This is a genomic window from Streptomyces sp. 7R007 (assembly GCF_054850255.1).
Genome location: NZ_JBTWMV010000011.1, coordinates 104,128 through 125,722 on the forward strand (window position 1 = coordinate 104,128; position 21,595 = coordinate 125,722).

19 protein-coding genes are annotated in these 21,595 nt (G+C 73.6%); 11 read left to right on the top strand and 8 right to left on the bottom strand.

Annotation, left to right across the window (positions count from 1 at the left end):
* The first annotated feature begins 5 nt into the window (after nt 1-5).
* Both ACYF6T_RS16970 and rbsD read left to right on the top strand, forming a co-directional pair.
* On the top strand, nt 6-995 hold the full coding sequence (locus tag ACYF6T_RS16970; protein WP_461697251.1) for a ribokinase: 990 nt from the start codon (nt 6-8) through the stop codon (nt 993-995).
* Entirely contained in the window at nt 992-1,381 is a 390-nt protein-coding gene (gene rbsD / locus ACYF6T_RS16975) for a D-ribose pyranase (RefSeq protein WP_461697253.1), read from the top strand. The genes ACYF6T_RS16970 and rbsD overlap by 4 nt, the downstream gene beginning before the upstream one ends.
* A 212-nt stretch (nt 1,382-1,593) precedes the next feature.
* Here the strand turns inward: rbsD and ACYF6T_RS16980 are convergent, their stop codons facing one another.
* Genes ACYF6T_RS16980 through ACYF6T_RS16990 form a run of 3 tightly spaced genes read right to left on the bottom strand, consistent with a single transcriptional unit; the run spans nt 1,594 to nt 4,726 of the window.
* Complete coding sequence (locus ACYF6T_RS16980) at nt 1,594-2,430, bottom strand: sugar phosphate isomerase/epimerase family protein (RefSeq protein WP_461697254.1); 837 nt, start codon at nt 2,428-2,430, stop codon at nt 1,594-1,596.
* Nucleotides 2,427-3,578 carry a dihydrodipicolinate synthase family protein gene (locus ACYF6T_RS16985; protein WP_461697255.1) on the bottom strand — a complete coding sequence of 384 codons (1,152 nt, stop codon included), beginning with the start codon at nt 3,576-3,578 and terminating at the stop codon, nt 2,427-2,429. The genes ACYF6T_RS16980 and ACYF6T_RS16985 overlap by 4 nt, the downstream gene beginning before the upstream one ends.
* Nucleotides 3,575-4,726 carry a Gfo/Idh/MocA family protein gene (locus ACYF6T_RS16990; RefSeq protein ID WP_461697257.1) on the bottom strand — a complete coding sequence of 384 codons (1,152 nt, stop codon included), beginning with the start codon at nt 4,724-4,726 and terminating at the stop codon, nt 3,575-3,577. Before ACYF6T_RS16990 ends, ACYF6T_RS16985 begins: the two co-directional genes overlap by 4 nt.
* Before the next feature lie 284 nt (nt 4,727-5,010).
* Between ACYF6T_RS16990 and ACYF6T_RS16995 the strand changes: the two genes are divergently transcribed.
* The 4 genes from ACYF6T_RS16995 (at nt 5,011) to ACYF6T_RS17010 (ending at nt 10,401) form a co-directional block, all read left to right on the top strand.
* Complete coding sequence (locus ACYF6T_RS16995) at nt 5,011-6,057, top strand: LacI family DNA-binding transcriptional regulator (RefSeq protein ID WP_461697258.1); 1,047 nt, start codon at nt 5,011-5,013, stop codon at nt 6,055-6,057.
* A gap of 1,208 nt (nt 6,058-7,265) precedes the next feature.
* Nucleotides 7,266-8,198: a bifunctional helix-turn-helix transcriptional regulator/GNAT family N-acetyltransferase gene (locus ACYF6T_RS17000; RefSeq protein WP_461697259.1), complete on the top strand. Its 933-nt coding sequence runs from the start codon at nt 7,266-7,268 to the stop codon at nt 8,196-8,198.
* A 10-nt stretch (nt 8,199-8,208) separates the two neighbouring features.
* The gene (locus ACYF6T_RS17005; RefSeq protein ID WP_461697261.1) at nt 8,209-9,009 is read left to right on the top strand and encodes a sugar phosphate isomerase/epimerase family protein; all 801 of its coding nucleotides are present in this window, start codon (nt 8,209-8,211) and stop codon (nt 9,007-9,009) included.
* Between the two features lie 144 nt (nt 9,010-9,153).
* Nucleotides 9,154-10,401, top strand: coding sequence for an MFS transporter (locus ACYF6T_RS17010; protein ID WP_461697262.1), 1,248 nt, complete (start codon nt 9,154-9,156; stop codon nt 10,399-10,401).
* Nucleotides 10,402-11,157: 756 nt separating this feature from the next.
* On the opposite strand, the gene ACYF6T_RS17015 is transcribed toward ACYF6T_RS17010, so the two are convergent.
* Nucleotides 11,158-11,733: an RBBP9/YdeN family alpha/beta hydrolase gene (locus tag ACYF6T_RS17015; protein WP_461697264.1), complete on the bottom strand. Its 576-nt coding sequence runs from the start codon at nt 11,731-11,733 to the stop codon at nt 11,158-11,160.
* 50 nt (nt 11,734-11,783) lie between these two features.
* Between ACYF6T_RS17015 and ACYF6T_RS17020 the strand changes: the two genes are divergently transcribed.
* Entirely contained in the window at nt 11,784-12,758 is a 975-nt protein-coding gene (locus tag ACYF6T_RS17020; RefSeq protein WP_461697266.1) for a LysR substrate-binding domain-containing protein, read from the top strand.
* A 21-nt stretch (nt 12,759-12,779) separates the two neighbouring features.
* Here ACYF6T_RS17020 and ACYF6T_RS17025 read toward each other — a convergent pair whose 3' ends face one another.
* On the bottom strand, nt 12,780-13,418 hold the full coding sequence (locus ACYF6T_RS17025) for a GNAT family N-acetyltransferase (RefSeq protein ID WP_461697268.1): 639 nt from the start codon (nt 13,416-13,418) through the stop codon (nt 12,780-12,782).
* A gap of 105 nt (nt 13,419-13,523) precedes the next feature.
* On the opposite strand from ACYF6T_RS17025, the gene ACYF6T_RS17030 reads away from it, so the two are divergent.
* Nucleotides 13,524-13,916, top strand: coding sequence for a hypothetical protein (locus ACYF6T_RS17030; protein WP_461697270.1), 393 nt, complete (start codon nt 13,524-13,526; stop codon nt 13,914-13,916).
* Nucleotides 13,917-13,932: 16 nt separating this feature from the next.
* Nucleotides 13,933-15,258 carry a caspase, EACC1-associated type gene (locus tag ACYF6T_RS17035; protein ID WP_461697272.1) on the top strand — a complete coding sequence of 442 codons (1,326 nt, stop codon included), beginning with the start codon at nt 13,933-13,935 and terminating at the stop codon, nt 15,256-15,258.
* Between the two features lie 6 nt (nt 15,259-15,264).
* Here ACYF6T_RS17035 and aroA read toward each other — a convergent pair whose 3' ends face one another.
* Nucleotides 15,265-16,506 carry a 3-phosphoshikimate 1-carboxyvinyltransferase gene (aroA, locus tag ACYF6T_RS17040; protein ID WP_461697273.1) on the bottom strand — a complete coding sequence of 414 codons (1,242 nt, stop codon included), beginning with the start codon at nt 16,504-16,506 and terminating at the stop codon, nt 15,265-15,267.
* Nucleotides 16,507-16,992: 486 nt separating this feature from the next.
* Here aroA and ACYF6T_RS17045 point away from each other — a divergent pair, with 486 nt between their 5' ends.
* A complete protein-coding gene (locus ACYF6T_RS17045) occupies nt 16,993-18,777 on the top strand; it encodes a glycoside hydrolase family 3 protein (protein WP_461697275.1) in 1,785 nt (594 codons plus the stop codon).
* A 145-nt stretch (nt 18,778-18,922) separates the two neighbouring features.
* Entirely contained in the window at nt 18,923-19,549 is a 627-nt protein-coding gene (locus tag ACYF6T_RS17050; protein ID WP_461697276.1) for a hypothetical protein, read from the top strand.
* Between the two features lie 110 nt (nt 19,550-19,659).
* Here ACYF6T_RS17050 and ACYF6T_RS17055 read toward each other — a convergent pair whose 3' ends face one another.
* The gene (locus tag ACYF6T_RS17055) at nt 19,660-21,081 is read right to left on the bottom strand and encodes a S28 family serine protease (RefSeq protein ID WP_461697277.1); all 1,422 of its coding nucleotides are present in this window, start codon (nt 21,079-21,081) and stop codon (nt 19,660-19,662) included.
* Nucleotides 21,082-21,180: 99 nt separating this feature from the next.
* The gene (locus tag ACYF6T_RS17060; protein WP_461697279.1) at nt 21,181-21,570 is read right to left on the bottom strand and encodes a hypothetical protein; all 390 of its coding nucleotides are present in this window, start codon (nt 21,568-21,570) and stop codon (nt 21,181-21,183) included.
* Nucleotides 21,571-21,595 lie beyond the last annotated feature (25 nt).

Sequence of the window (21,595 nt, forward strand, 5' to 3'; positions counted from 1 at the left end):
ACTTCATGTACGACTACGACCTTCTGGTCGTGGGCTCGGCCAACGCCGACCTGGTGATCGGAGTCGAGCGCAGACCGGGCGCCGGCGAGACCGTGCTCGGCTCCGACCTGGCCGTCCACCCGGGCGGCAAGGGAGCCAACCAGGCGGTCGCGGCCGCGCGTCTGGGCGCCAGGACGGTCCTGCTCGCCCGGGTCGGCGACGACGCCTACGGCCGGCTGCTGCTCGACTCGCAGCGGGCGGCCGGGGTGGACACGGTGGGCGTGCTGGTGGGCGGGGCGCCGACCGGCGTCGCGCTGATCACCGTGGACCCCTCCGGGGACAACAGCATCGTGGTCTCGCCGGGCGCGAACGGGAAGCTCGCGCCCGGGGACGTACGGGCCGCCGCGAGCCTCTTCCAGGCCGCGCGGGTGGTCTCCACGCAGCTGGAGATCCCGTTGGAGACGGTCGTGGAGGTGGTCCGCAGCCTGACGCCGGACAGCCGCTTCGTGCTGAACCCGTCGCCGCCGCGGCCGCTGCCCACCGAGGTGCTCGCCGCGTGCGACCCGCTGATCGTCAACGAGCACGAGGCGAAGGTCATCCTGGGCGAGGCGTGCGTGAGCGACCGCCCGGAGGACTGGGCCCGGCTGCTGCTCGCCAAGGGCCCCCGGTCGGTCGTGGTCACCCTGGGCGCCCAGGGGGCGCTGGTGGCCTCCTCGGCGGGGGTCGCCCGGGTGCCGTCGGTGACGGTGGAGGCGGTCGACACGACGGGCGCGGGCGACGCGTTCACGGCGGCGCTGGCGTTCCGGCTGGGCACGGGCGCGGCGCTGGCCGAGGCCGCGGCGTACGCGGCCCGGGTCGGGGCGGCGGCGGTGACCAGGCGAGGGGCGCAGGAGTCCTTCCCCACGGCCGCGCAGGTCGAGGCGCTGTGCCAGGCCGGCCCGGGGGACACCCCCCGGACCCCCGGCAGAGGCTCGGGCAGCGGGTCCGGCACGGGCCTGGGCGGTGGGTCCAGGTGAAGAAGGCGGGCATCCTCAACCGGCATCTCTCCGGGGCGCTGGCCGAGTTGGGGCACGGGGACGGGGTGCTGGTGTGCGACGCGGGCATGCCGATACCGGACGGTCCCCGGGTGGTGGACCTCGCCTTCCGGGCCGGTGTGCCGTCCTTCTCCACGGTGCTGGACGGCCTGCTGGCCGAGCTGGTCGTGGAGGGCGCCACGGCGGCGGAGGAGATCCAGGGGGCCAACCCCGGGGCGGCCGCCCTGCTCAAGGGCGAGTTCCCGGAGCTGGAGCTGGTGTCCCACGAGCGGCTGAAGCAGCTGTCGGCGGGCGCGCGGCTGGTCGTGCGGACCGGGGAGGCGCGGCCGTACGCGAACGTGCTGCTGCGGTGCGGGGTGTTCTTCTGACCGACGCGACCGGGTGCCGTACCTGCCCGGATGTCTCCCGGATGCTTCGAGGGGCCCGGTCCGTCGACCGGGCCCCTCGGCTTTCCCCTCCAACATCAGAACCCCCGCGATCCCCCCAGATCCCCCTCCGAGAAGCCCTGATGCCCAGTACGACCCGCGAGGCGCGGGGAGGGTTGCACGGCGTCGCGAGATTTTTGCCGTGCGGGGATTCCTCACATCGCGTGCCGCACGAACCGCCGGGCCGTCTCGGCGAGCACCTCGCGGCCGTCCCGCGCCCACAGCCCGTCGTTGAACAGCTCGACCTCGATCGGACCGGTGTAGCCGGCGGCCTCCACGTAGCCCTTCCACTCCCGCATGTCGATCGCGCCGTCGCCGATCTGGCCGCGGCCGTTGAGGACGCCCGCCGGCAGCGGGGTGGTCCAGTCGGCGAGCTGGAAGGTGTGGATGCGGCCGCCCGCGCCCGCCCGGGCGATCTGCGCCGGCGCGTCGTCGTCCCACCAGATGTGGTACGTGTCGACCGTCACGCCGACCTGGTGGGCCGGGAAGCGTTCGGCGAGGTCGAGGGCCTGGGCGAGGGTGGAGACCACGCAGCGGTCGGAGGCGAACATGGGGTGCAGGGGCTCGATGGCCAGCCTCACGCCGTGCTCCTCGGCGTAGGGGCCGAGGACCGCCAGCGCGTCGGCGATCCGCTCCCGCGCCCCGCGCAGGTCCCTGGAGCCGGCCGGCAGGCCGCCGGAGACCAGGACCAGCACGTCGGTGCCGAGGGCCGCCGCCTCGTCGACGGCGCGCCGGTTGTCGTCGAGGGCCCTGGCCCGCTCGGCGGGGTCGATCGCCGTGAAGAAGCCGCCGCGGCACAGGGTCGTCACCGTCAGACCGGCGTCGCGGACCAGCTTGGCCGTCTCCTGCACGCCGTACGCCTGCACGGGCTCGCGCCACAGGCCGACGTTGCCGACGCCGAACTCGCGGCAGGCGTCGACCAGTTCGGGCATCGACAGCTGCTTGACCGTCATCTGGTTGACGGAGAAGCGGGAGAGGTCGGGATCGCTCACTGGTTCACCCCGTACAGGGACAGAAGGGTCTTCATGCGCTCCTCGGCCAGCTTGGGGTCCGGGAACAGGCCGAGGCCGTCGGCGAGTTCGTAGGCGCGGGCGAAGTGCGGCAGGGAGCGGGCCGACTGCAGGCCGCCGACCATCGTGAAGTGGGACTGGTGGCCCGCGAGCCAGGCCAGGAAGACGACGCCGGTCTTGTAGAACCGGGTCGGTGCCTGGAAGAGGTGGCGGGACAACTCGACGGTGGGGTCGAGCAGTTCGCGGAAGCCGGCCACGTTCCCGGTGTCCAGCACCCGCACCGCCTCCGCGGCCAGCGGTCCCAGCGGGTCGAAGATGCCGAGCAGGGCGTGGCTGAAGCCCTGCTCGTCGCCGGCGATCAGCTCAGGGTAGTTGAAGTCGTCGCCGGTGTAGCAGCGGACGCCGTCGGGCAGCCGGCGGCGCAGGTCGATCTCGCGCCGCGCGTCCAGCAGGGAGACCTTGATGCCGTCCACCTTGTCGGGGTGGGCGGCGATGACCTCCAGGAAGGTGTCGGTGGCCCGGTCCAGGTCGGCCGACCCCCAGTAGCCCTCCAGCGCCGGGTCGAACATCGGGCCCAGCCAGTGCAGGATCACCGGCTCGGCGGACTGGCGCAGCAGGTGACCGTAGACGTCGAGGTAGTCCTCGGGGCCCGCGGCGGCGGCGCACAGGGCGCGCGAGGCCATCAGGATCGCCTGCGCGCCCGCCTCCTCGACGACCGCGAGCTGCTCCTCGTAGGCGGCCCGCACCCCGGCGAGCGAGCCGGCGGCGATCTGGTCGGTGCCGACGCCGCAGGCGATGCGGCCGCCCACGGCACGCGCCTCGGCCGCCGAACGGCGGATCAGCTCGGCCGCGCCCGCCCAGTCCAGGCCCATGCCCCGCTGGGCGGTGTCCATGGCCTCGGCCACCCCGAGGCCGTGCGACCACAGGTGCCGGCGGAAGGCGAGGGTGGCGTCCCAGTCGACGGCGGCGGGCGAATCGGGGGAGACGTCGGCGTACGGGTCGGCGACGACGTGCGCCGCCGAGAAGACCGTACGGGAGGTGAAGGGGGAGCCCGCGGCGAGGGCGAGGGGCTCGGGACGGGGCTCGTAGGTGCGCAGCGCACCGTCCGCGGCAGGCAGTCGGATGGTCACAGGGCGATCTCCGGTACGTCGATGCGGACGCCCTGCGCCGAGGACTTCAGGCCCAGTTCGGCGAGCTGGACACCGCGGGCGCCGGCCAGGAGGTCCCAGTGGTAGGGCGCGTCGGCGTAGACGTGCCGCAGGAAGAGCTCCCACTGGGCCTTGAAGCCGTTGTCGAACTCCTCGTTGTCCGGTACCTCCTGCCACTGGTCGCGGAAGGAGTAGGCGGCCGGCAGGTCGGGGTTCCAGACCGGCATGGGGGTCGTGGAGCGGTGCTGGACCCGGCAGTTGCGCAGGCCCGCGACGGCCGAGCCCTCCGTGCCGTCGACCTGGAACTCCACGAGTTCGTCGCGGTTGACGCGGACGGCCCAGGAGGAGTTGATCTGGGCGATGGCGCCGCCGTCGAGCTCGAAGATGCCGTAGGCGGCGTCGTCGGCGGTGGCGTCGTAGGGCTTGCCGTTCTCGTCCCAGCGCTGGGGGATGTGCGTGGTGGCGATGGCCTGGACGGACTTCACCCGCCCGAAGAGCTCGTGCAGCACGTACTCCCAGTGCGGGAACATGTCGACAACGATGCCACCGCCGTCCTCGGCACGGTAGTTCCACGACGGGCGCTGGGCCGCCTGCCAGTCGCCCTCGAAGACCCAGTAGCCGAACTCGCCGCGCACGGACAGGATGCGGCCGAAGAAGCCGCCGTCGACCAGGCGCTTGAGCTTGAGCAGGCCCGGCAGGAACAGCTTGTCCTGGACGACGCCGTGCTTGACGCCCTTGGCGTGCGCGAGCCGGGCGAGCTCCAGGGCGCCCTCCAGGCCGGTGGCCGTCGGCTTCTCGGTGTAGACGTGCTTGCCCGCGGCGATCGCCTTCTTGATCGCCTCCTCGCGGGCGGAGGTCACCTGGGCGTCGAAGTAGATGTCGACGCTCGGGTCGGCGAGGACCGCGTCGAGGTCGGTGGAGACGTGCTCCAGGCCGTGCCGCTCGGCGAGCGCGCGCAGGGCGTGCTCGCGGCGGCCGACCAGGACCGGCTCCGGCCACAGCACCGTGCCGTCGCCGAGGTCGAGGCCGCCCTGTTCGCGCAGGGCCAGGATGGAGCGGACGAGGTGCTGGCGGTAGCCCATGCGCCCGGTCACGCCGTTCATGGCGATTCGCACCGTCTTGCGTGTCACGTCGGTCCCTTCGTAGGAGTCGCACGCGGTCGTGCGCGCCGCGTACGCCCCCGGGAGAGCCATCGCACCCTGTTGAGCGTTACAGCAAGCGCTTTCTATCTAGGAAGAAGCTAGCCTCTGTGCAGCGGTCTGGACAAGACCGTGACGGGGTCGAGTTGTTCGAGGGGGCGAACAACCGGGGGGTGGGGCCTTAAGGTGCGGCTCGGAACCGGGCCGTGGGTGCCCGCGTGTACGACGGAGTACGACTCAGATGCGCTGACGGCGCGCTACCGGAGGACGACGAGATGACGGTGACCCTGGCGGACGTGGCGGCCCGCGCCCAGGTCTCCCCCGCGACGGTGTCGCGCGTGCTGAACGGGAACTATCCCGTGGCCGCCTCCACCCGCGAGCGGGTGCTGAAGGCGGTCGACGAGCTGGACTACGTGCTCAACGGCCCGGCCAGCGCGCTGGCGGCGGCCACCTCCGATCTCGTCGGCATCCTGGTCAACGACATCGCCGACCCCTTCTTCGGGATCATGGCGAGCGCGATCCAGTCGGAGATCGGCGGGCCGGGGGGCCGGGCGGGCGGCGAGCGGCTGGCGGTGGTGTGCAACACCGGCGGCTCGCCGGAGCGGGAGCTGACGTATCTGACCCTGCTGCAGCGGCAGCGGGCGGCGGCCGTGGTGCTGACCGGCGGCGCCGTGGAGAACGAGCCGCACGCGGCGGCCGTCGCGGCGAAGCTGCGCAAGCTGACGGACGCGGGGACGCGGGTGGTGCTGTGCGGGCGGCCGCCGGCGCCGGACACCGGGGCGATCGCGCTGACCTTCGACAACCGCGGGGGCGGACAGCGGCTGACCGAGCATCTCATCGGGCTCGGGCACCGGCGGCTGGGCTACATCGCGGGCCCGGAGGAGCGGACGACGACCCGGCACCGGCTGGAGGGCCACCGGGCGGCACTGCGGGCCGCGGGCATCGAGGAGGACCCGCGCTGGGCGGTGTGGGGGCGCTACGACCGGCGCTCCGGTTACGAGGCCACGCTGGAACTGCTGCGCCGCGATCCCTCCCTGACGGCGGTGGTCGCCGCGAACGACTCCGTCGCGCTGGGGGCGTGCGCGGCGCTGCGGGAGTCGGGGCTGCGGATTCCCGAGGACGTCTCGGTGGCCGGCTTCGACGACCTGCCGTTCAGCATCGACGCGGTGCCCTCGCTCACGACGGTGCGGCTGCCGCTGGCCGAGGCGGGAGCCCGGGCGGGCCGCATCGCGATGGGCCGCGAGGAGCCACCGCCCGGGGGGATCGCGACGGTACGGGGCGAACTGATGGTCCGGGGGTCGACGGGGGCACCGCGCCCCTGAACGACCGGACCCGGAGGCGGCTGCCCTCCCGCCCCGCCGCCGGCGAGCCCCGCGACGCGTCGCGCCACGGCCGAAGAGCTGCAAGAGGGCAGCGCGGCCCTGGACGACCGAACCCGGGGACGCCGCCCATGAGAGTCGGACCGGGCCCGCCGACCGGGAAGGAGAAGCAGCGGGCCTGAACGCCCGAGCCCGAGAGCTGGTCGCGCGCGCCGACGGCCATGAAGCCCGGGATGCGTCGCGGTCTACGGACGGGAAAAGGGCGCCGCGGGCCTGAACGCCCGAGCCCGAGGGGTGGTCGCGCGCGTCGGCGTCCATCAAGCCCGGGTGCGTCGCCGTCTACGGCGCGAGAGAGAGGGCGTCGCGGACCTCAACGGCCGAGCCCAGAGGAGCCTGCCCACCCACGCCGGAACTCATGAAGCCCGAGACGCGTCGCGGTCTACGGGCGGGAAAAGGGCGTCGCGGGCCTGAGCGCCCGAGCCCGAGGGGTGGTCGCGCGCGTCGGCGTCCATCAAGCCCGGGTGCGTCGCGGTCTACGGCGCAAGGAAGAGGGCGCAGCGCCCTGAGCGGCCGGTCCCGAGGGCTGGTAGCGCGCCAGCGGCCATGAAGCCCGAGACGCGTCGCGGTCTACGGACAGGAAAAGGGCGCCGCGGACCTCAACGGCCGAGCCCAGAGGAGCCTGCCCTCCCACACCGGCGCTCATGAAGCCCGAGACGCGTCGCGGTCTACGGACAGGAAAAGGGCGCCGCGGACCTCAACGGCCGAGCCCAGAGGGGCCTGCCCTCCCACGCCGGCGCTCATGAAGCCCGGGATGCGTCGCGGTCTACGGACGGGAAGGGGGCGTCGCGGGCCTGAACGCCCGAGCCCGAGGGGTGGTCTCGCGCATCCGCGGCCATGAAGCCCGAGACGCGTCGCGGTCTACGGGCGGGAAGAGGGCGTCGCGGACCTCAACGGCCGAGCCCAGAGGGGCCTGCCCTCCCACGCCGGCGTCCATCAAGGCCGGGTGCGTCGTGGTCTGCGGCGGAGAAGCCGGCGTGGCTGGGGCTGGGTGGTCGGGCTTTGGAGGGATGGCCTCGCGCGTCGGCCAGCCCATGAAGCCCGACTTGCGTTGCGGTTTGCGGGTGGGCAGAGGGGTGGCTGTGCGGGTGGGGGTGGCCTAGGCTCGGTCCGACGGTTTTCTCTGACTCAGTCAAGCATCGGGGGTCGACGCCATGACCGTCCAGGACATCCGTGCCTTCAACCGCTTCTACACGAACGTCATCGGCGCCCTCGACTACAGCCGCCGCCTGTACACCCCGTACACCCTCACCGAGGCCCGCGTGCTGTACGAACTCGCGCACTCCCCCCGTACGGACGCCGCCGACCTGCGCACCGAGCTCTCCCTGGACGCCGGGTACCTCAGCCGCATCCTCAACAAGTTCGAGCAGGACGGCCTGATCGAGCGCACCGCCTCCCGGAGCGACCCCCGCCGCCGGCGCGTCACGCTCACCGCACGCGGTCGCGAGGCCGCCGCGCTGCTCGCCGAGCGGGCCGACGAGTCCGTCGGCGCCCTGCTGTCCACCGTGCCCGCCGACGACCGCCCCCGCCTGGCGCAGGCGATGCTCACCGTCCGCGAGATCCTCTCCGACGGCCGCCCGCCCCGCCGCGAGGACGTCGTGCTGCGCGAGCCCTGCCCCGGCGACCTCGGCTGGATCGTGCAGCGCAACGCGGCCGTGTACGCCTCCGAGTACGGCTGGAACACGGACTACGAGGGGCTGGTGGCCCGGATCGTCGCCGACTTCGCCGAGGACCACGACCCGCACCTGGAGCGGGTGTGGATCGCCGAGCTGGACGGCCGTCCGGTGGGGTGCGTGATGTGCGTACGGGACGAGGCGCCCGCCACCGCCCGGCTGCGGCTGCTGCTCGTCGAACCGGAGGCGCGCGGCCTCGGCATCGGAGACCGCCTGGTCGGGGCCGTCATCGACTTCGCGCGCGGGGTCGGCTACCGCGAACTGGTGCTGTGGACCAACGACGTCCTCGCCTCCGCCCGCCGCATCTACCAGCGCCACGGCTTCGTCCTGGTCGCCGAGAAACCGCACCGCTCCTTCGGCAAGGACCTGGTGGGACAGGACTGGCGGCTGGACCTGCACGGCACGGGCGAGTGAGAGTGGGGGGATGCGACTGGCGTTCTCCACCCTCGGTGTCCCCGGCCTGCCGATCCCGGACGTGGTCCGGCTCGCGGCCACCCACGGCTACCACGGCGTGGAGCTGCGCGCCCACCCGGAGGAACCGGTGCATCCGGGCCTCGGGCCCGGCGAACGGGCCGACGTGGCCGCCGAGTTCAAGGCGGGCGGCATCGAGGTGCTGGGGCTCGCCGGGTACGCGAAGGTGGCCGCGCCCGGAGACGACGGTCCCGTCATCGAGGAGATCCGCGCCCTCCTCGGCCTCGCCCACGACCTCGGCGCCCCCTACGTCCGCGTCTTCCCCGGCGCCGACCACGAGCAGACCCGTGAGCGCGCCGACGCCGTCGCCGCCCGGCGGCTCGGTACGGCCGCGGAGCACGCCGCCGATCTCGGCGTACGCGTCCTGCTGGAGACCCACGACTCGCACCGCACCGGCGCCGACGCGATGCGCGTCCTGGGCCGGGTCGGTCACCGGCACGTCGGCGCGCTGTGGGACGTCATGCACACCTGGCTCGGCGGCGAGCAGCCCGCAGAGACGTACGCGGCCCTCGCGCCGTACCTCGGCTACGTCCAGGTGAAGGACATCGCCTCCGCCGACGACACGACCCCGCTGCCGCTCGGCGCCGGTGTGCTGCCGCTGGGCGAGTGCGTGGAGGTGCTGTCCCGGCACGGCTGGGACGGCTGGCTGTGCTGGGAGTACGAGAAGCGGTGGTACGAGGAGGCCGCCCCGCTGCCGGAGCTGCTCGCCGCCGGGAGCACGCACCTGGGGCGGCTGCTCAACGACTCGGCGTGAGGCGCCGTGGGCTCGTGTACCGGCGTGGCGGGCGGCGGCGTGGGCTCGTGGCCGGGGTGTCGTAATTCGCTGGCGGGGGCGGGTGGCCGGGGCCTAGGGTCCCGGGGTGATCCCTGAGCCCGCTCCTCGCCCCGCCATGCCCTCATGAGCCCGGGCGGTCTCGGCCGTACGCTCGTCGACGTACGGCCGCTGCGCACCTCCCCCGTCTTCCGGCGGCTGCTGATCGGGCGCACGGTCTCCACACTGGGCAGCTTCATGACCCTGGTGACCGTCATGTACCAGGTCTGGGACATGACCCACAGCTCGGTCTGGAGCGGCGCGGTGGGACTGGCGCAGGCGCTGCCGATGATCGGGGTCGGCCTGTTCGCCGGGTCCTGGGTGGACCGCGTCGACCGGCGCCGCGTCTACCTCCTCGGCAACGCCGGGCAGGCGTCCTGCTCCTTGCTGCTGGCCGTACAGGGCTTCACCGGACATGTGCCGGTGGCGGTGGTGCTGGCGCTGGTCGCCGCGCAGTCGTCGTTCGGGGCCGTCGGCGCGCCCGCGTCCGGGGTGTTCGTGCCGCGGCTGCTGCCCCGGGACCAGGTGGCCGCGGGCCTCGCCCTGAACCAGGTCACCGGCCAGGCGATGATGCTGGTCGGCCCGGCGCTCGGTGGTCTGGTGCTCGGCTGGTGGGGCATCGGCGTGTGCTATCTGCTGGACGCGCTCAGCTTCGGCGTCTCCTTCCGCGCCGCCCTCGGTCTGCCCGCGCTGCCGCCCGAGGGCGAGAAGTCCCGGCCCGGCGTCCACGGCGTCCTGGACGGGCTGCGCTTCCTGACCGGCCACCGCGCGGTGCGCGGCGCGCTGCTGACGGATCTGGCCGCGACCCTGCTGTCCATGCCGGTCAGCCTGTTCCCGCTGGTCAACGCGGAACGCTTCGACGACGACCCGCGCACGCTCGGCCTGTTCGTGTCCGCGCTCGCCGTGGGCGGGGTCGCCGCGACCACGTTCTCCGGGCCGATCACCCGGCTGGCGCGGCCCGGCCCCGTCATGCTGTGCACCTCGGCCACCTGGGGCGCGGCCCTGGCCTTGTTCGGCCTGACCACCAGCGCCTGGGCGGGACTGACCCTGCTGGCGGTGGCCGGGGCGGCGGACTCGGTGGCCGTGCTCTCCCGCACCACCCTCGTGCAGACCCGCACCCCGGACGCCCTGCTCGGCCGGGTCACCGCCGCCGAGACGATCGTCGGTCAGGCGGGCCCCAACCTCGGCAACCTGCGCGCGGGCCTGGTCGCCGGCTGGACGTCCGGCGCGACCGCCCTGGTGACGGGCGGTCTGCTGTGCGTGCTGGCGGTGGCGGGGGTGGCCGGAACGACACCGGAACTGAGAGACGGAAGACTCACACCGAACGATCACTGACACGCGCGGTCCGGCTCACACCGGGCAAGCCGTCCCACCGGTCACAGGTCACCCCGGGCAAGCGATGACACCCACGCCCTCGACTCACACCGGGCAAGCCGTCCCCACCGGTCACAGGTCACCCCGGGCAAGCGGTGACACGCGCGCTCGCGGGCCACACCAGGCAAGCGGCCCCCGGCGGTCGCGGGTTACCCCGGGCAAAAGGCCCCCGGCACCCTCGGGCCGCACCAGGCAAGCGGCCCCGGCGCTCGCGGGTCACGCCAGGCAAGGATCGCGTCCCGCGACGTGGCGTACGGACGCGGAGTTCACGGCTCCGCAGCTCAACGGGGCGGTGTAGTAGCTTCCGCGCTGGATGGCGGTGATGACGCCCGTGAGCGGCGCCGAGAACCGGAGAGGCGGGCCGGCCGGCGCTTGCGCCACGGCGCCGAACGGAGCCGCACGGTCCGGATGGCTACACCCCTCTGCGCCGGCGGCGCACCACCCAGGCAAGCGTCCCCCGGCGCTCGGGGATCACGCCCGGCGAGCGGTTTCCGGCGCCCTCGGGTCACACCAGGCGAGCGGGGATCTGAGCGGTCTCGGCTCGCGCCCGGCGCAGTGATCCACGCGGTCTCCGCTCGCATCGGTCTCCGCTCACGCCGGTCTCCGCTCGCACCGGTCTCCGCTCACGCCGGGCTCCGCTCACGCCGATCTCCGCTCACCGGGCTCTGCTCACGCCGGTCTCCGCTCGCGCCGGGCGTCGCGGTCTGCGTTGTCGGCTCAGGTCTGACGCGCGGTGATTGGCGCGGACGGGTCCAGGCACCAGTCCAGCACCCCCGGCCAGGGCCCGTACCCGGCGTCCAGGTCGAGGTGGGCGGCGCCCGGGAGGAGGTCGGTGGGGAGGCGCAGGGGGTCGCCGTAGACCCGGCGGGCGCCTTCCGGGCAGTACGGGTCGTCGTCGCCGGCGACCAGGCGGGTCGGCTGGGGGAAGGCCAGGTCGAGGGTGGGCGGAGCGAAGCCGGCGACCTCCGGGTACCGGGCGAGCACGGAGGCCGACGGCGGGGCGACGAGCAGCACGCGGTCGGCGGCGCCGGGCTGCACCATGCCGCGCGCGACGGCGTGCAGCCACAGCACCGCGGAGGCGCTGTGGGCGACGACGACCCGCTCGGGACCGGTCAACGCCTCCAGGTGCCGGGTGAGTTCGCCGAGCCAGACCTCGACGTCCGGTTCGTCGGGGTCGGGCAGCTGGGGGTAGGTGACCCGGTGGCCGAGTTCGGCGAGGCGGTCGGCGAGCCAGTGCTGCCAGTGGTCTGCGGGACGGCGGTTCTGCCAGCCGTGGAGGATAAGGACGTGCATGGCATCGATGGTCACCGAGGCCGGAACCCGGGTCCAGTTAATCTTTCGCGGTGGAACACATAAGCCGCCCCTTCACGGTCGACCTGCGTCGGCTGGCCGTACTGCGCGAGGTGCAGCGCCGCGGCACACTGGCGCGGGCGGCCGAGGCCCTGCACCTCACGCCGTCGGCGGTCTCCCAGCAACTCGCCACGCTGGCCCGCGAGGTGGGCGCACCGCTGACGGAACGGGACGGACGGGGCGTACGGCTCACCGGCCAGGCCCGGGTGCTGCTGGCCCACGCCGACGTCATCGCGGCCCAACTGGAGCGCGCGCGAGCCGACTTGGCGGCCTACGGGGAGGGCGGGCGCGGGTCGGTGACGATCGGCTGCTTCTCCAGCGCGATCCTGGGGCTGCTGCCCGAGGTGCTGGCGCAACTGGGCGAGCGGCTGCCGGACGTCCGCGTGGACGTCGTCGAGGCCGAACCGCCGGACCTGTTCACGGCGTTGGACGCGGGGCAGGTGGACGTGGCGGTGGCGGTGGACTTCGCGGCGGCGCCGCCGCACACGGACGTGCGCTACGAGCGGGTGGACCTCTGCGCGGACGTCCTGGACCTCGTCGTCCCGGCCGGTCACCGGCTGGCGGGGCGGGAGCGGGTGCGGCTGCGGGAGCTGGCGCGGGAGGCGTGGATCGTGGGGGCGGCGGAGAGCTGCTGCGGCGCGGTGGCGCGGTCGGTGTGCGCGGCGGCGGGTTTCACGCCGGAGATCCGGCACGCCGTGAACGACTGGGGCGCGCTGGCGGCGCTGGTGGAGGCGGGGCAGGGGGTCGCCCTGATCCCGCGGCTGGTACGGGAGGTGTACGCGCACCGCCGGGTGACGGTCCTGCCGACGAAGGGCGAGGCCCCGTCCCGCAACGTGTTCGCGGCGGTGCGGGCGGGCGCGGAGGCCGACCCGGTCCTGTCCGCCGTACTGAACCGGCTCCGTCACGCCGCGGCAGAGCACACGGGCACGCCCCCTCTCGACGGACTCCCGGCGACGACCGAGGCGTGACCGGCCCCGGGCAGGGCTCGGTCAGGTGGCCGGTGTCCGCGTCGCGAACCTCGTCACCCGTTCCTCCAGCCGTGCCCGGCGCTGCGGCCACTCCTCGGCCGTGATCGAGAAGATCGCGGAGTCACGCAGGCTGCCCTCCTCGCCCGGGGCCCAGGAGCGGGACCAGTTGCGCAGGACGCCCTCGAAGCGGGCGCCGACGCTCTCGATGGCCGCGCGGGAGCGGCTGTTGCGTGCGTCGGTCTTGAGGTCGACGCGGCAGACCCCCCACTCCTCGAAGGCGTGCCGGAAGAGCAGGAGCTTGGCCTCGGCGTTGACGCCGGTGCCCTGGGCGGAGGCGGCGAGCCAGGTGAAGCCGATCTCCACCGCGTCCAGCCGGTCCGGCGCCCGCCAGCAGCGCGGGTCCCAGTACGAGGTGGCGCCCACCGCCCTGCCGGTCGCGCGCGAGATCTGCGCGTACGGCAGCAGACGCCCCGACGCGGCCCTGGCCAGCTGCGCGTCGATGTAGTCGCCGACCTCGTCGGCCCCGGGGACCCAGGTGAAGGCGTAGCTTCCCCGGTCCTCCTCGGCCGCCTCCGCCAGCTGGGCCGCGTGCCCGTGCGTCAGCGGTTCCAGTCGCACCAACCGGCCCTCGAACAGGGGCGCTTCGCATGTGAAGGTCACGGCGGGAGTCTGGCAACAGGCGGTGGGGTCCGTCGAACGAAATTCGCGGCCGGTGTCCGCCCGTAGACTTGGGGAGCACGGGAGGAACAGGGGGACGAGGTGGCCGTGGGTAACCGTATGTGCGTGGTCCTGTCCGGTGAGGCGGACGTGGACCGGGAGGAACTCGACACGCTCACCCGGCAGTTGAGGCAGCGGCTGCTCGAACTGGACGTCGACGACGTACGGCCCGAAGCCGCCGGCGAGCCGGCCCCCGAGGGCGCCAAGCCGGGCGAGGTCGTCACCGTCGGCGCGCTCGTCGTCACCCTCGCGCCCGCCGTGCTCCGGCCCGCGCTGCGCCTGCTGGAGACCTGGCTGACGAGCCGCCCGGTCCGCACCGTGAGGGTCGAGGTCGACGGCCACGTCCTCGAACTCGGCCACGCCTCCGAGGAGCAGCAACAGCTCCTGACCGAGGCCTACTTGGAGAAGCTCCGGGCCGATTCCGGAGAGTCCGCCCAGTAGCGGGGCCGGGCCGGACATGACCGACTCCCCCTTCGGCGCGGGCCGCCGCGACGCCCTGCTCATCGCCACCGGGACGTACGACGACCGGGCCCTGAGCACTCTGCGCGCCCCCGCCCAGGACTGCGCCGGACTCGCCGGCGTGCTCGCCGATCCGGCCATCGGCGGCTTCCACACCGAGCGGCTGGAAGACGCGCCGGCGCACCGGGTGATGCGGGCGGTCGAGCGGTTCTTCCGCGACCGCGGCCGCGACGACCTGCTCCTGCTGCACCTGTCCTGCCACGGCATCAAGGACGAGGACGGGCACCTGTACTTCGCCGCCCGCGACACGGACCGCGACCTGCCCGCCTCCAGTGCCGTGCCGGCCGCCTTCCTGCGCGAGCGCATGGAGCGCTGCCGGGCCCGCACGGTCGTCGTGCTCCTCGACTGCTGCTACAGCGGCGCCTTCCTGCCGGGTGCGAAGGGCGACGACCAGGTACACGTGCGCGAGGAGCTCGGCGGACACGGGCGGGCCGTGCTGACGGCCACCAGCCGTACCGAGTACGCCTGGGAGGGCGAGCGCGTCGAGTCCGCGGCGCCGCAGCCCTCCCGCTTCACGGGCGCGCTGATCGAGGGGCTGCGCACGGGGGCGGCGGACCTGAACGGGGACGGCCGGATCACCGTCACCGAGCTGTACGACTACGTGTACGAGTCGCTGCACCGCTCGGGGGCGCGACAGCGGCCGCGGATGTGGGCGGACCTGGAGTACCAGGTCACCGTCGCCCGGGTGCCGGCGGCGGCTGCCCGGCGGCCGTCGCCTCCTCCGCGACGCGGGCAGGACGCCCTGATCCGGCTCGAACTGACCCTGGAGGAGGTCGTGTTCGGCACCGTCAAGGACATCCCGGTGGAGACGGCGGTCCGGTGCCCGGACTGCGCGGGCTCCGGCACGCGCCTCGGCTCGGCCTGCGGGCGCTGCGCGGGCGAGGCCCGGATCCGCACCCGGCGCACGCTCACCTGCAAGGTTCCCGGGGGTGTGGAGAACGGCACGCGCATCCAGCTCGCCGGGGAGGGCGAGGTCGGCCCCGGCGGCGGTCCGCCGGGCGACCTGTACCTGGAGATCGTGCAGCGGCCGCACCCGGTCTTCCGGCGCGTCGGCGACGACCTGCACTGCGAGCTGCTCGTCCCGGCGGCCACGGCGAGAGCCGGCGGGGAGGTCGCCCTGGACACGCTGGACGGCCGCAAGAGAGTCCGCGTCCCGCCGGGCGTCCGCCCCTTCCAGGACCTGCGCCTGCGCGGCCTCGGCGTCACGCGCCTGCGCACCGACGCCCGGGGAGACCTCCTGGCCGTGGTGCACATCGAGGACTAGGCGGGACTAGGCGGGCAGCGCCGCCCGCAGTGTTGCGAACGTCTCGTGGAAGGCCGGGAACGTCTTGCGGACGCAGCCCGGGTCGTCGTAGGACATGCCCGGTGCGCGCAGGCCGGTCACCGCGAAGGACATCACGATGCGGTGGTCGCCGTACGAGGTGATCTCCGTGCCGCGGGTCACGCCGCCCGGGCGGATCTCGATCCAGTCCGGGCCGGTCGTCACCTCCGCGCCCAGCTTCCGCAGGTTCACCGCGCACGCCTCCAGGCGGTCGCACTCCTTCACCCGTGTGTTCGCCACGTCCTCGATGCGGACGGGACCGTCGGCGAAGGGGGCGATCGCCGCCAGCGTCGGCATGGTGTCGGAGATGTCCCGCATGGCGACGGTCAGACCGCGCAGTCCGCCCGTCCCCCGGACCGTCGTGCCCGCGTCGGTGACCGTCACGTCCGCGCCCATGCGCCGCAGCACCTCCACGAAGCCGAGGTCGCCCTGGAGGGCGCCCGCGCCCAGGCCCGGCACCGTCACCTCGCCGCCGGGCGTCAGGGCCGCCGCCGCGAAGAAGTAGCTCGCCGTCGACGCGTCCGGTTCGATCGCGTACGTCGTCGCGCGGTAGCCGCCCGCCGGGACCACGAAGACGTCGCCCTCCCGGGCCACCTCCACCCCGAACGCCCGCATCATCGCCAGGGTGATCTCCACGTACGGCGCCGAGACCAGATCGGTGACCCGGATGCGCAGGCCCTCGCGGGTCAGCGGGCCGAGCAGCAGCAGGGCCGTCAGGTACTGGGAGGACTGGCCCGCGTCCAGCGTCACCTCCCCGCCCCGCACCCCCGCCGCCCGGACCGTCAGCGGGTGGTGGCCCTCCGCCTCCTCGTGCCGCAGGTCCACGCCGAGGTCGCGCAGGGCCCGGGTCAGCGGCAGCAGCGGGCGGCGGCGCATCTGGGGCGAGGCGTCGAAGCGGTAGGTGCCGTGGCCCGCCGCCGCCAGCGCCGGCAGGAAGCGGGCGGTCGTCGCGCCGTCCCGGCAGTAGACGTCCGCCTCCGCCGCCGCGGGGCCCTGCGGACAGCCGTCCACCTGCCAGGCGCCGGGGGTGCGGCCGACCCGGTAGCCGAGCCGTACCAGCCCCTCGGCGAAGCCCTCGGTGTCGTCCGAGCGCAGGGGGCGTAGGAGCGTGGTGACACCGTCGGCCGCGGCGGCGAGGAAGAGGGCGCGGGCGGTGAGGGACTTGGAACCGGGGATGGCTACGGCGGGCATGCCCTCATGATCGGCCGGTCCCCGCCCACCGCGCCGCCGCGTCCACGGGATGGACCCCTGTCCGTCGCCTGCCGTTACCGGGACCGACGAGCGCAGAAACGATACGCACGCTGCAGGAGCGCCGGCCCGCGGCCACGACCCACGCGTCCCGCTGTCCCCTGGCGCCCCGACTTCCGGGATTCGCCGGGAAGGCGGGAACCCGCGCTCAGTACCGTTCGTCCAACCCGCAAGCTGCCGGAGAGTCACCGTGGTGCGGTGTCGGCCCTCGCTGCTGGCTGCGATCGCTGACCTACCCTCTCCGCCGTACCGCGGCCGGCAGCACAGCCGCCATCGGCGCGCCCCCCTCCAACAGCGCCGATGGCGGCCCCTTTTCGCGGCGTGTCCCCGTGTCGTGACGTGCGCGCACCGTCTTGACTGGCAGAAACTTCCCGGATACTGCTGTCCCCACGGAAGTTTCCTTCAGCGGGTCCTCCGGAAGGAGCGCACGTGCCCTCCAGACGTACCGTCCTCGCGGCCGGCGCCGGCGTCGCCGCGTCCCTCACCCTCGGCGGCACCGCACGCGCCGACGACAACAAGCTCCGCTCGCTCATCTCCCGTATGACCTTGGAGGAGAAGGTCGGCCAGCTCTTCGTGATGCGGGTCTACGGCCACTCCGCCACCGCTCCCGACCAGGCCGACATCGACGCCAACCTCCAGGAGATCGGCGTCCGCACGGCCGCCGAGCTCGTCGCGAAGTACCGCGTCGGCGGCATCATCTACTTCACCTGGGCGCACAACACCCGCGACCCGCACCAGATCGCCGATCTGTCCAACGGCATCCAGAAGGCCTCGCTCGGTCAACCTCGCGGCCTGCCGGTGCTGGTGACCACCGACCAGGAGCACGGCATCGTCTGCCGTGTCGGCAAGCCCGCCACGCTCTTCCCGGGCGCCATGGCGATCGGCGCGGGCGGTTCCGTCCGGGACGCGCGCACCCTCGGCCGGATCTCCGGCGCCGAGCTGCGCGCGATGGGCGTCAACCAGGACTACTCCCCCGACGCCGACGTCAACATCAACCCCGCCAACCCGGTCATCGGCGTACGGTCCTTCGGCGCCGACCCCGACGCGGTGGCCGGCCTGGTCGCCGCCGAGGTGGCCGGCTACCAGCGCTCCCGGGTGGCCGCGACCGCCAAGCACTTCCCCGGCCACGGCGACACGGCCGTCGACAGCCACTACGGCTTCCCGGTCATCACCCACACCCGGGAGGTGTGGGAGAAGCTGGACGCGGTCCCGTTCCGGGCGGCGATCAGGGCCGGCATCGACTGCGTCATGACCGCGCACATCCAGTTCCCGGCCCTCGACGACTCCGGCGACCCCGCCACCCTCTCCCACCCGATCCTCACCGGCATCCTGCGCGGCGAGCTCGGCTACGACGGGGTGGTGGTCACCGACTCCCTCGGCATGGAGGGCGTGCGGACGAAGTACGGCGACGACCGCGTCCCCGTCCTCGCCCTGAAGGCCGGCGTCGACCAGCTCCTCAACCCGCCCTCGCTGGACACCGCCTGGAACGCGGTGCTGGCGGCCGTGCGCTCCGGGGAGCTCACCGAGGCCCGGATCGAGGAGTCGGTCCTGCGCATCCTGCGGCTGAAGGCCCGGCTGGGGCTGTTCGAGCAGCCGTACGTCACCCAGGCCGGCGTCACCCGTGCCGTCGGCACCGCGGCGCACCTCGCGGCGGCCGACCGGATCGCCGAGCGGACGACGACCCTGCTGGTCAACGAGGGCGGCCTGCTGCCGCTGTCCCCGCGCGACCACGCCCGCCTCCTGGTCTGCGGCGCCGACCCGGCCTCCCCCTCCGGCACCACGGGCCCGCCGACCGGCGTCCTCGCCGCCGCCCTGACCGAACTGGGCTTCACCGCCACCGCCCTGTCGACCGGCACGGCCCCGACGTCCGCCACCGTCGCCACGGCGGTCGCGGCGGCGCAGCAGGCGGACGCGGTGATCGTCGGCACCTACAACCTCACCGCCTCCCAGAAGACGCTGGTCGAGCACCTGGTGGCGACCGGGAAGCCGTTGGTGGCGATCGCGATCAGGAACCCCTACGACGTCGCCCAACTGCCGTCCGTCCCGGGCTGCCTGGCCGCCTACTCCTGGACCGACGTCGAACTGCGCGCCACCGCACGGGTGATCGCCGGCCGGGTGAACCCGCGCGGGCGGCTGCCGGTGCCGGTGCAGCGGGCGGACGACCCGGCCCGGGTGCTGTATCCGGTCGGGTACGGGTTGTCGTACGGGTCGTAGGTCCGTCGCGGCCGGGCCGCAGGGCGTAGCCCCCGTACGACGCACACCCGGCGTACGCCCGCCAACGGGCCCAAAGCACCCCGCGCGTCTGGCGTGCCCCCGCGGTGGCGGGTCACGCTGGACGGGGGTGTCCGGGGGGATGGCGATGCGTGTGAGAAGTTCCGCGGGGGCGGTGTGCGCGCTGCTGGCGCTGGGCGCCGCCCTGCTGACCGGGTGCCAGGGGACGTCGTCCGCGTCCGGCAAGCCCGAGCAGACCCCGCGGGCGACCGCCACCCGGCCCTCCGGGTACGGGGCGGTGTTCCTCGCGGTCGACGAGTGCAGTTCGTTCGGGACGACCAGCTTCACCGAGGTGCCGTGCACCAGCGAACGGGCGGCGGCGCGGGTGGTGGCCCGGTACGACGGCACGGTGGCCGAGGGCCCGCTGTGCCCGGCGACCACGGACTTCGTCCTGCACATCAGCGCACAGAGCCCGTCCTCGGACGAGGACGGCGACGGCACGGTGCCGCAGGGGTACGCCTGCATGCGCAACCTGGAGCCGCCGCATCCCGGCGACCCGGGCGGCGGGGGCGGGCCGCGCACCATCGTCGGCGACTGCGTGTACGGCTCGGGCAGCGGGCAGGTGCGGGAGACGGCGTGCGACGGCAGCGGCCGGCGCAAGCCGCAGTACAAGGTGGTCAGGGCGGTGGCGCGGCGGGCCGACTGCCCGTCCTCGACCGCGCTCTACGTCCAGCTGGACGGCACCCGGCGGGTGGGCTGCGCCCGGCCCGTGTGAACGGGTGGGTCACAGCCACGCGTCGACCCCGGGCAGGTCGGCGTGCGCGCGCTGCGCGAGCAGCACGACGGCCGCCCGGGAGGTGAACCGGGCGGCCGTGGTGGTGGGTCCTACGGGCGCAGCGTGGGCTCGCGTTCCACGTCACGCACGTCGAGCTTCGCGTCGTAGCGCGCCAGCGGCTTCGCCGCCGTCACCGCCGCGGGTGACACGCCCGCCCAGTCCAGGATGCGGGCGGTGGCCAGGGCCTTCTGACCGGGGACCAGACCGGCGACGTTGGCCCCGTGGTTGAGGCCGGGCGCGGTGAGGACGTAGGAGTCCTCCGCGCCCTTGCCGAGCCCGAACCGCTCGGCGCCCCACGGGTCGTTCTGGCCGTAGACGAAGAGCATGTGGTGGGCGTGGTGCCGCACCCAGGTGTCGACGTCCCGCATCGCCCACGGCTGGAACCTCATCGGGATCGACCGCGGCACGAAGTTCCGCGGCGGCTGGTAGCCGTAGCGGACGTACTTCTTCTCGATGTACGGGAAGTGGATGGTGGGGGCGCCGAGTTGGGTGCCCGCCTGGTAGTAGTACGGCGTGTACGGCTCCAGGCCCTGGTCCGTGTAGAACGAGAACCCGGAGATGGTGTCGACGGAGTCCCAGATCTCCTGGTCGGTCGCGTTCTTCGCGTCGGCCGGGACCGTGTCGCAGTCGGACAGCAGGCTGTACTGCCAGAAGCCCCACACGTAGTCGAGGACGACGGCCTCGTACGCCCTGTCCAGGCTGCCGATGGTGGTGAAGGTGTAGCCGTTGTCGGCCGCGTACGCCGCGTACTTCTTCTCCAGCGGCTCCCGGCGCACCAGCGCCTCGCGCTGTACCGCGTTCAGCCGGTCGCGGCACTCCTTGGTGCCGACGGTGGCGAAGAAGCGGTCGTAGGCGGAGTCCTCGTCGTTGACGACGTCGTCGGGAGCGACGTAGGCGACCACGCCGTCCATGTCGCGCGGGTAGAAGCGCTCGTAGTAGGTGGCGGTCATGCCGCCCTTGGAGCCGCCGGTGGAGATCCAGTTCTTCGGGTATATCTTCTTCAGCGCCTTGAAGATCCGGTGCTGGTCGCCGGCCGCCTGCCAGATGTCCAGCTTGCTCCAGTCGGCCGGGTCGGGCCGGGACGGGGTGAAGAAGCGGTACTCCATGGAGACCTGGTTGCCGTCCACGATCTGGGTCGGCTCGCGGCGGCTGGGCGTCGTGGAGACGTTGTAGCCGCCGGTGTAGAAGACGGTGGGGCGGTCAACGCCCTTGTGCAGCACGGTGATCCGCTGCTGGAAGGTGCCCTTGGACGGGTCCCTGTGGTCGACCGGCTGGGTGTAGTTCAGCACGAAGAAGCGGTAGCCGGGGTACGGCTTCTCCTCGATCAGGCTCATCCCCGGTACGGAGAGCAGCTGTTGCTTGATGTCCGTGGTGCCGGTGGCCTCCGGCTCGGCGGCGGTGGCCGCCCCCGCCGTGCTGAGCGTGCCTATCAGCACGGTGAGCGCGAGCAGCCATCTGAGCGCCTTGCGCATGCACCCTCCCCTGTGAGTACAGATGTGCGCCGGACGCTAGCGGCGCAACAGGCGCACACACCAGGGGAGTTCAAGAAATACTTGTGAGTTTCCCGTGACTCAGCAAAGGATCCAGCCCGAGCTCACCGAGCCCCGCCCCACCGATCCCTTGATCCACACGCACCGGTGTCCGGCGTGCACGGTCACCGGGCCGGCGTGGTGGGAGTAGCGGCCCTTGTCGACGACCGGGCGGTTGCCGCGGGCCTGGACGCTGACGGACATGGTGCGCCTGGTGCTGCTCGCGTGCTTGGGGAAGGTGACGGCGCACACGTAGCCGTCGTGCTTGTAGACGTGCACGGTGCCGGTGGAGAACGGCAGGTCTCTGACCTTGCGCCCGGCACAGTACGAGGCGGCCTGCGCGTCACCCGGCGCGGCGAGCGCGAGCAGGCCGGAGGCGGTCAGTACGGCCATGCCGAGCGCGAGCCGCCGCCGTATCGCACCACTTGCCACTGTCGTCCCTCCCGTACGGCGTCAT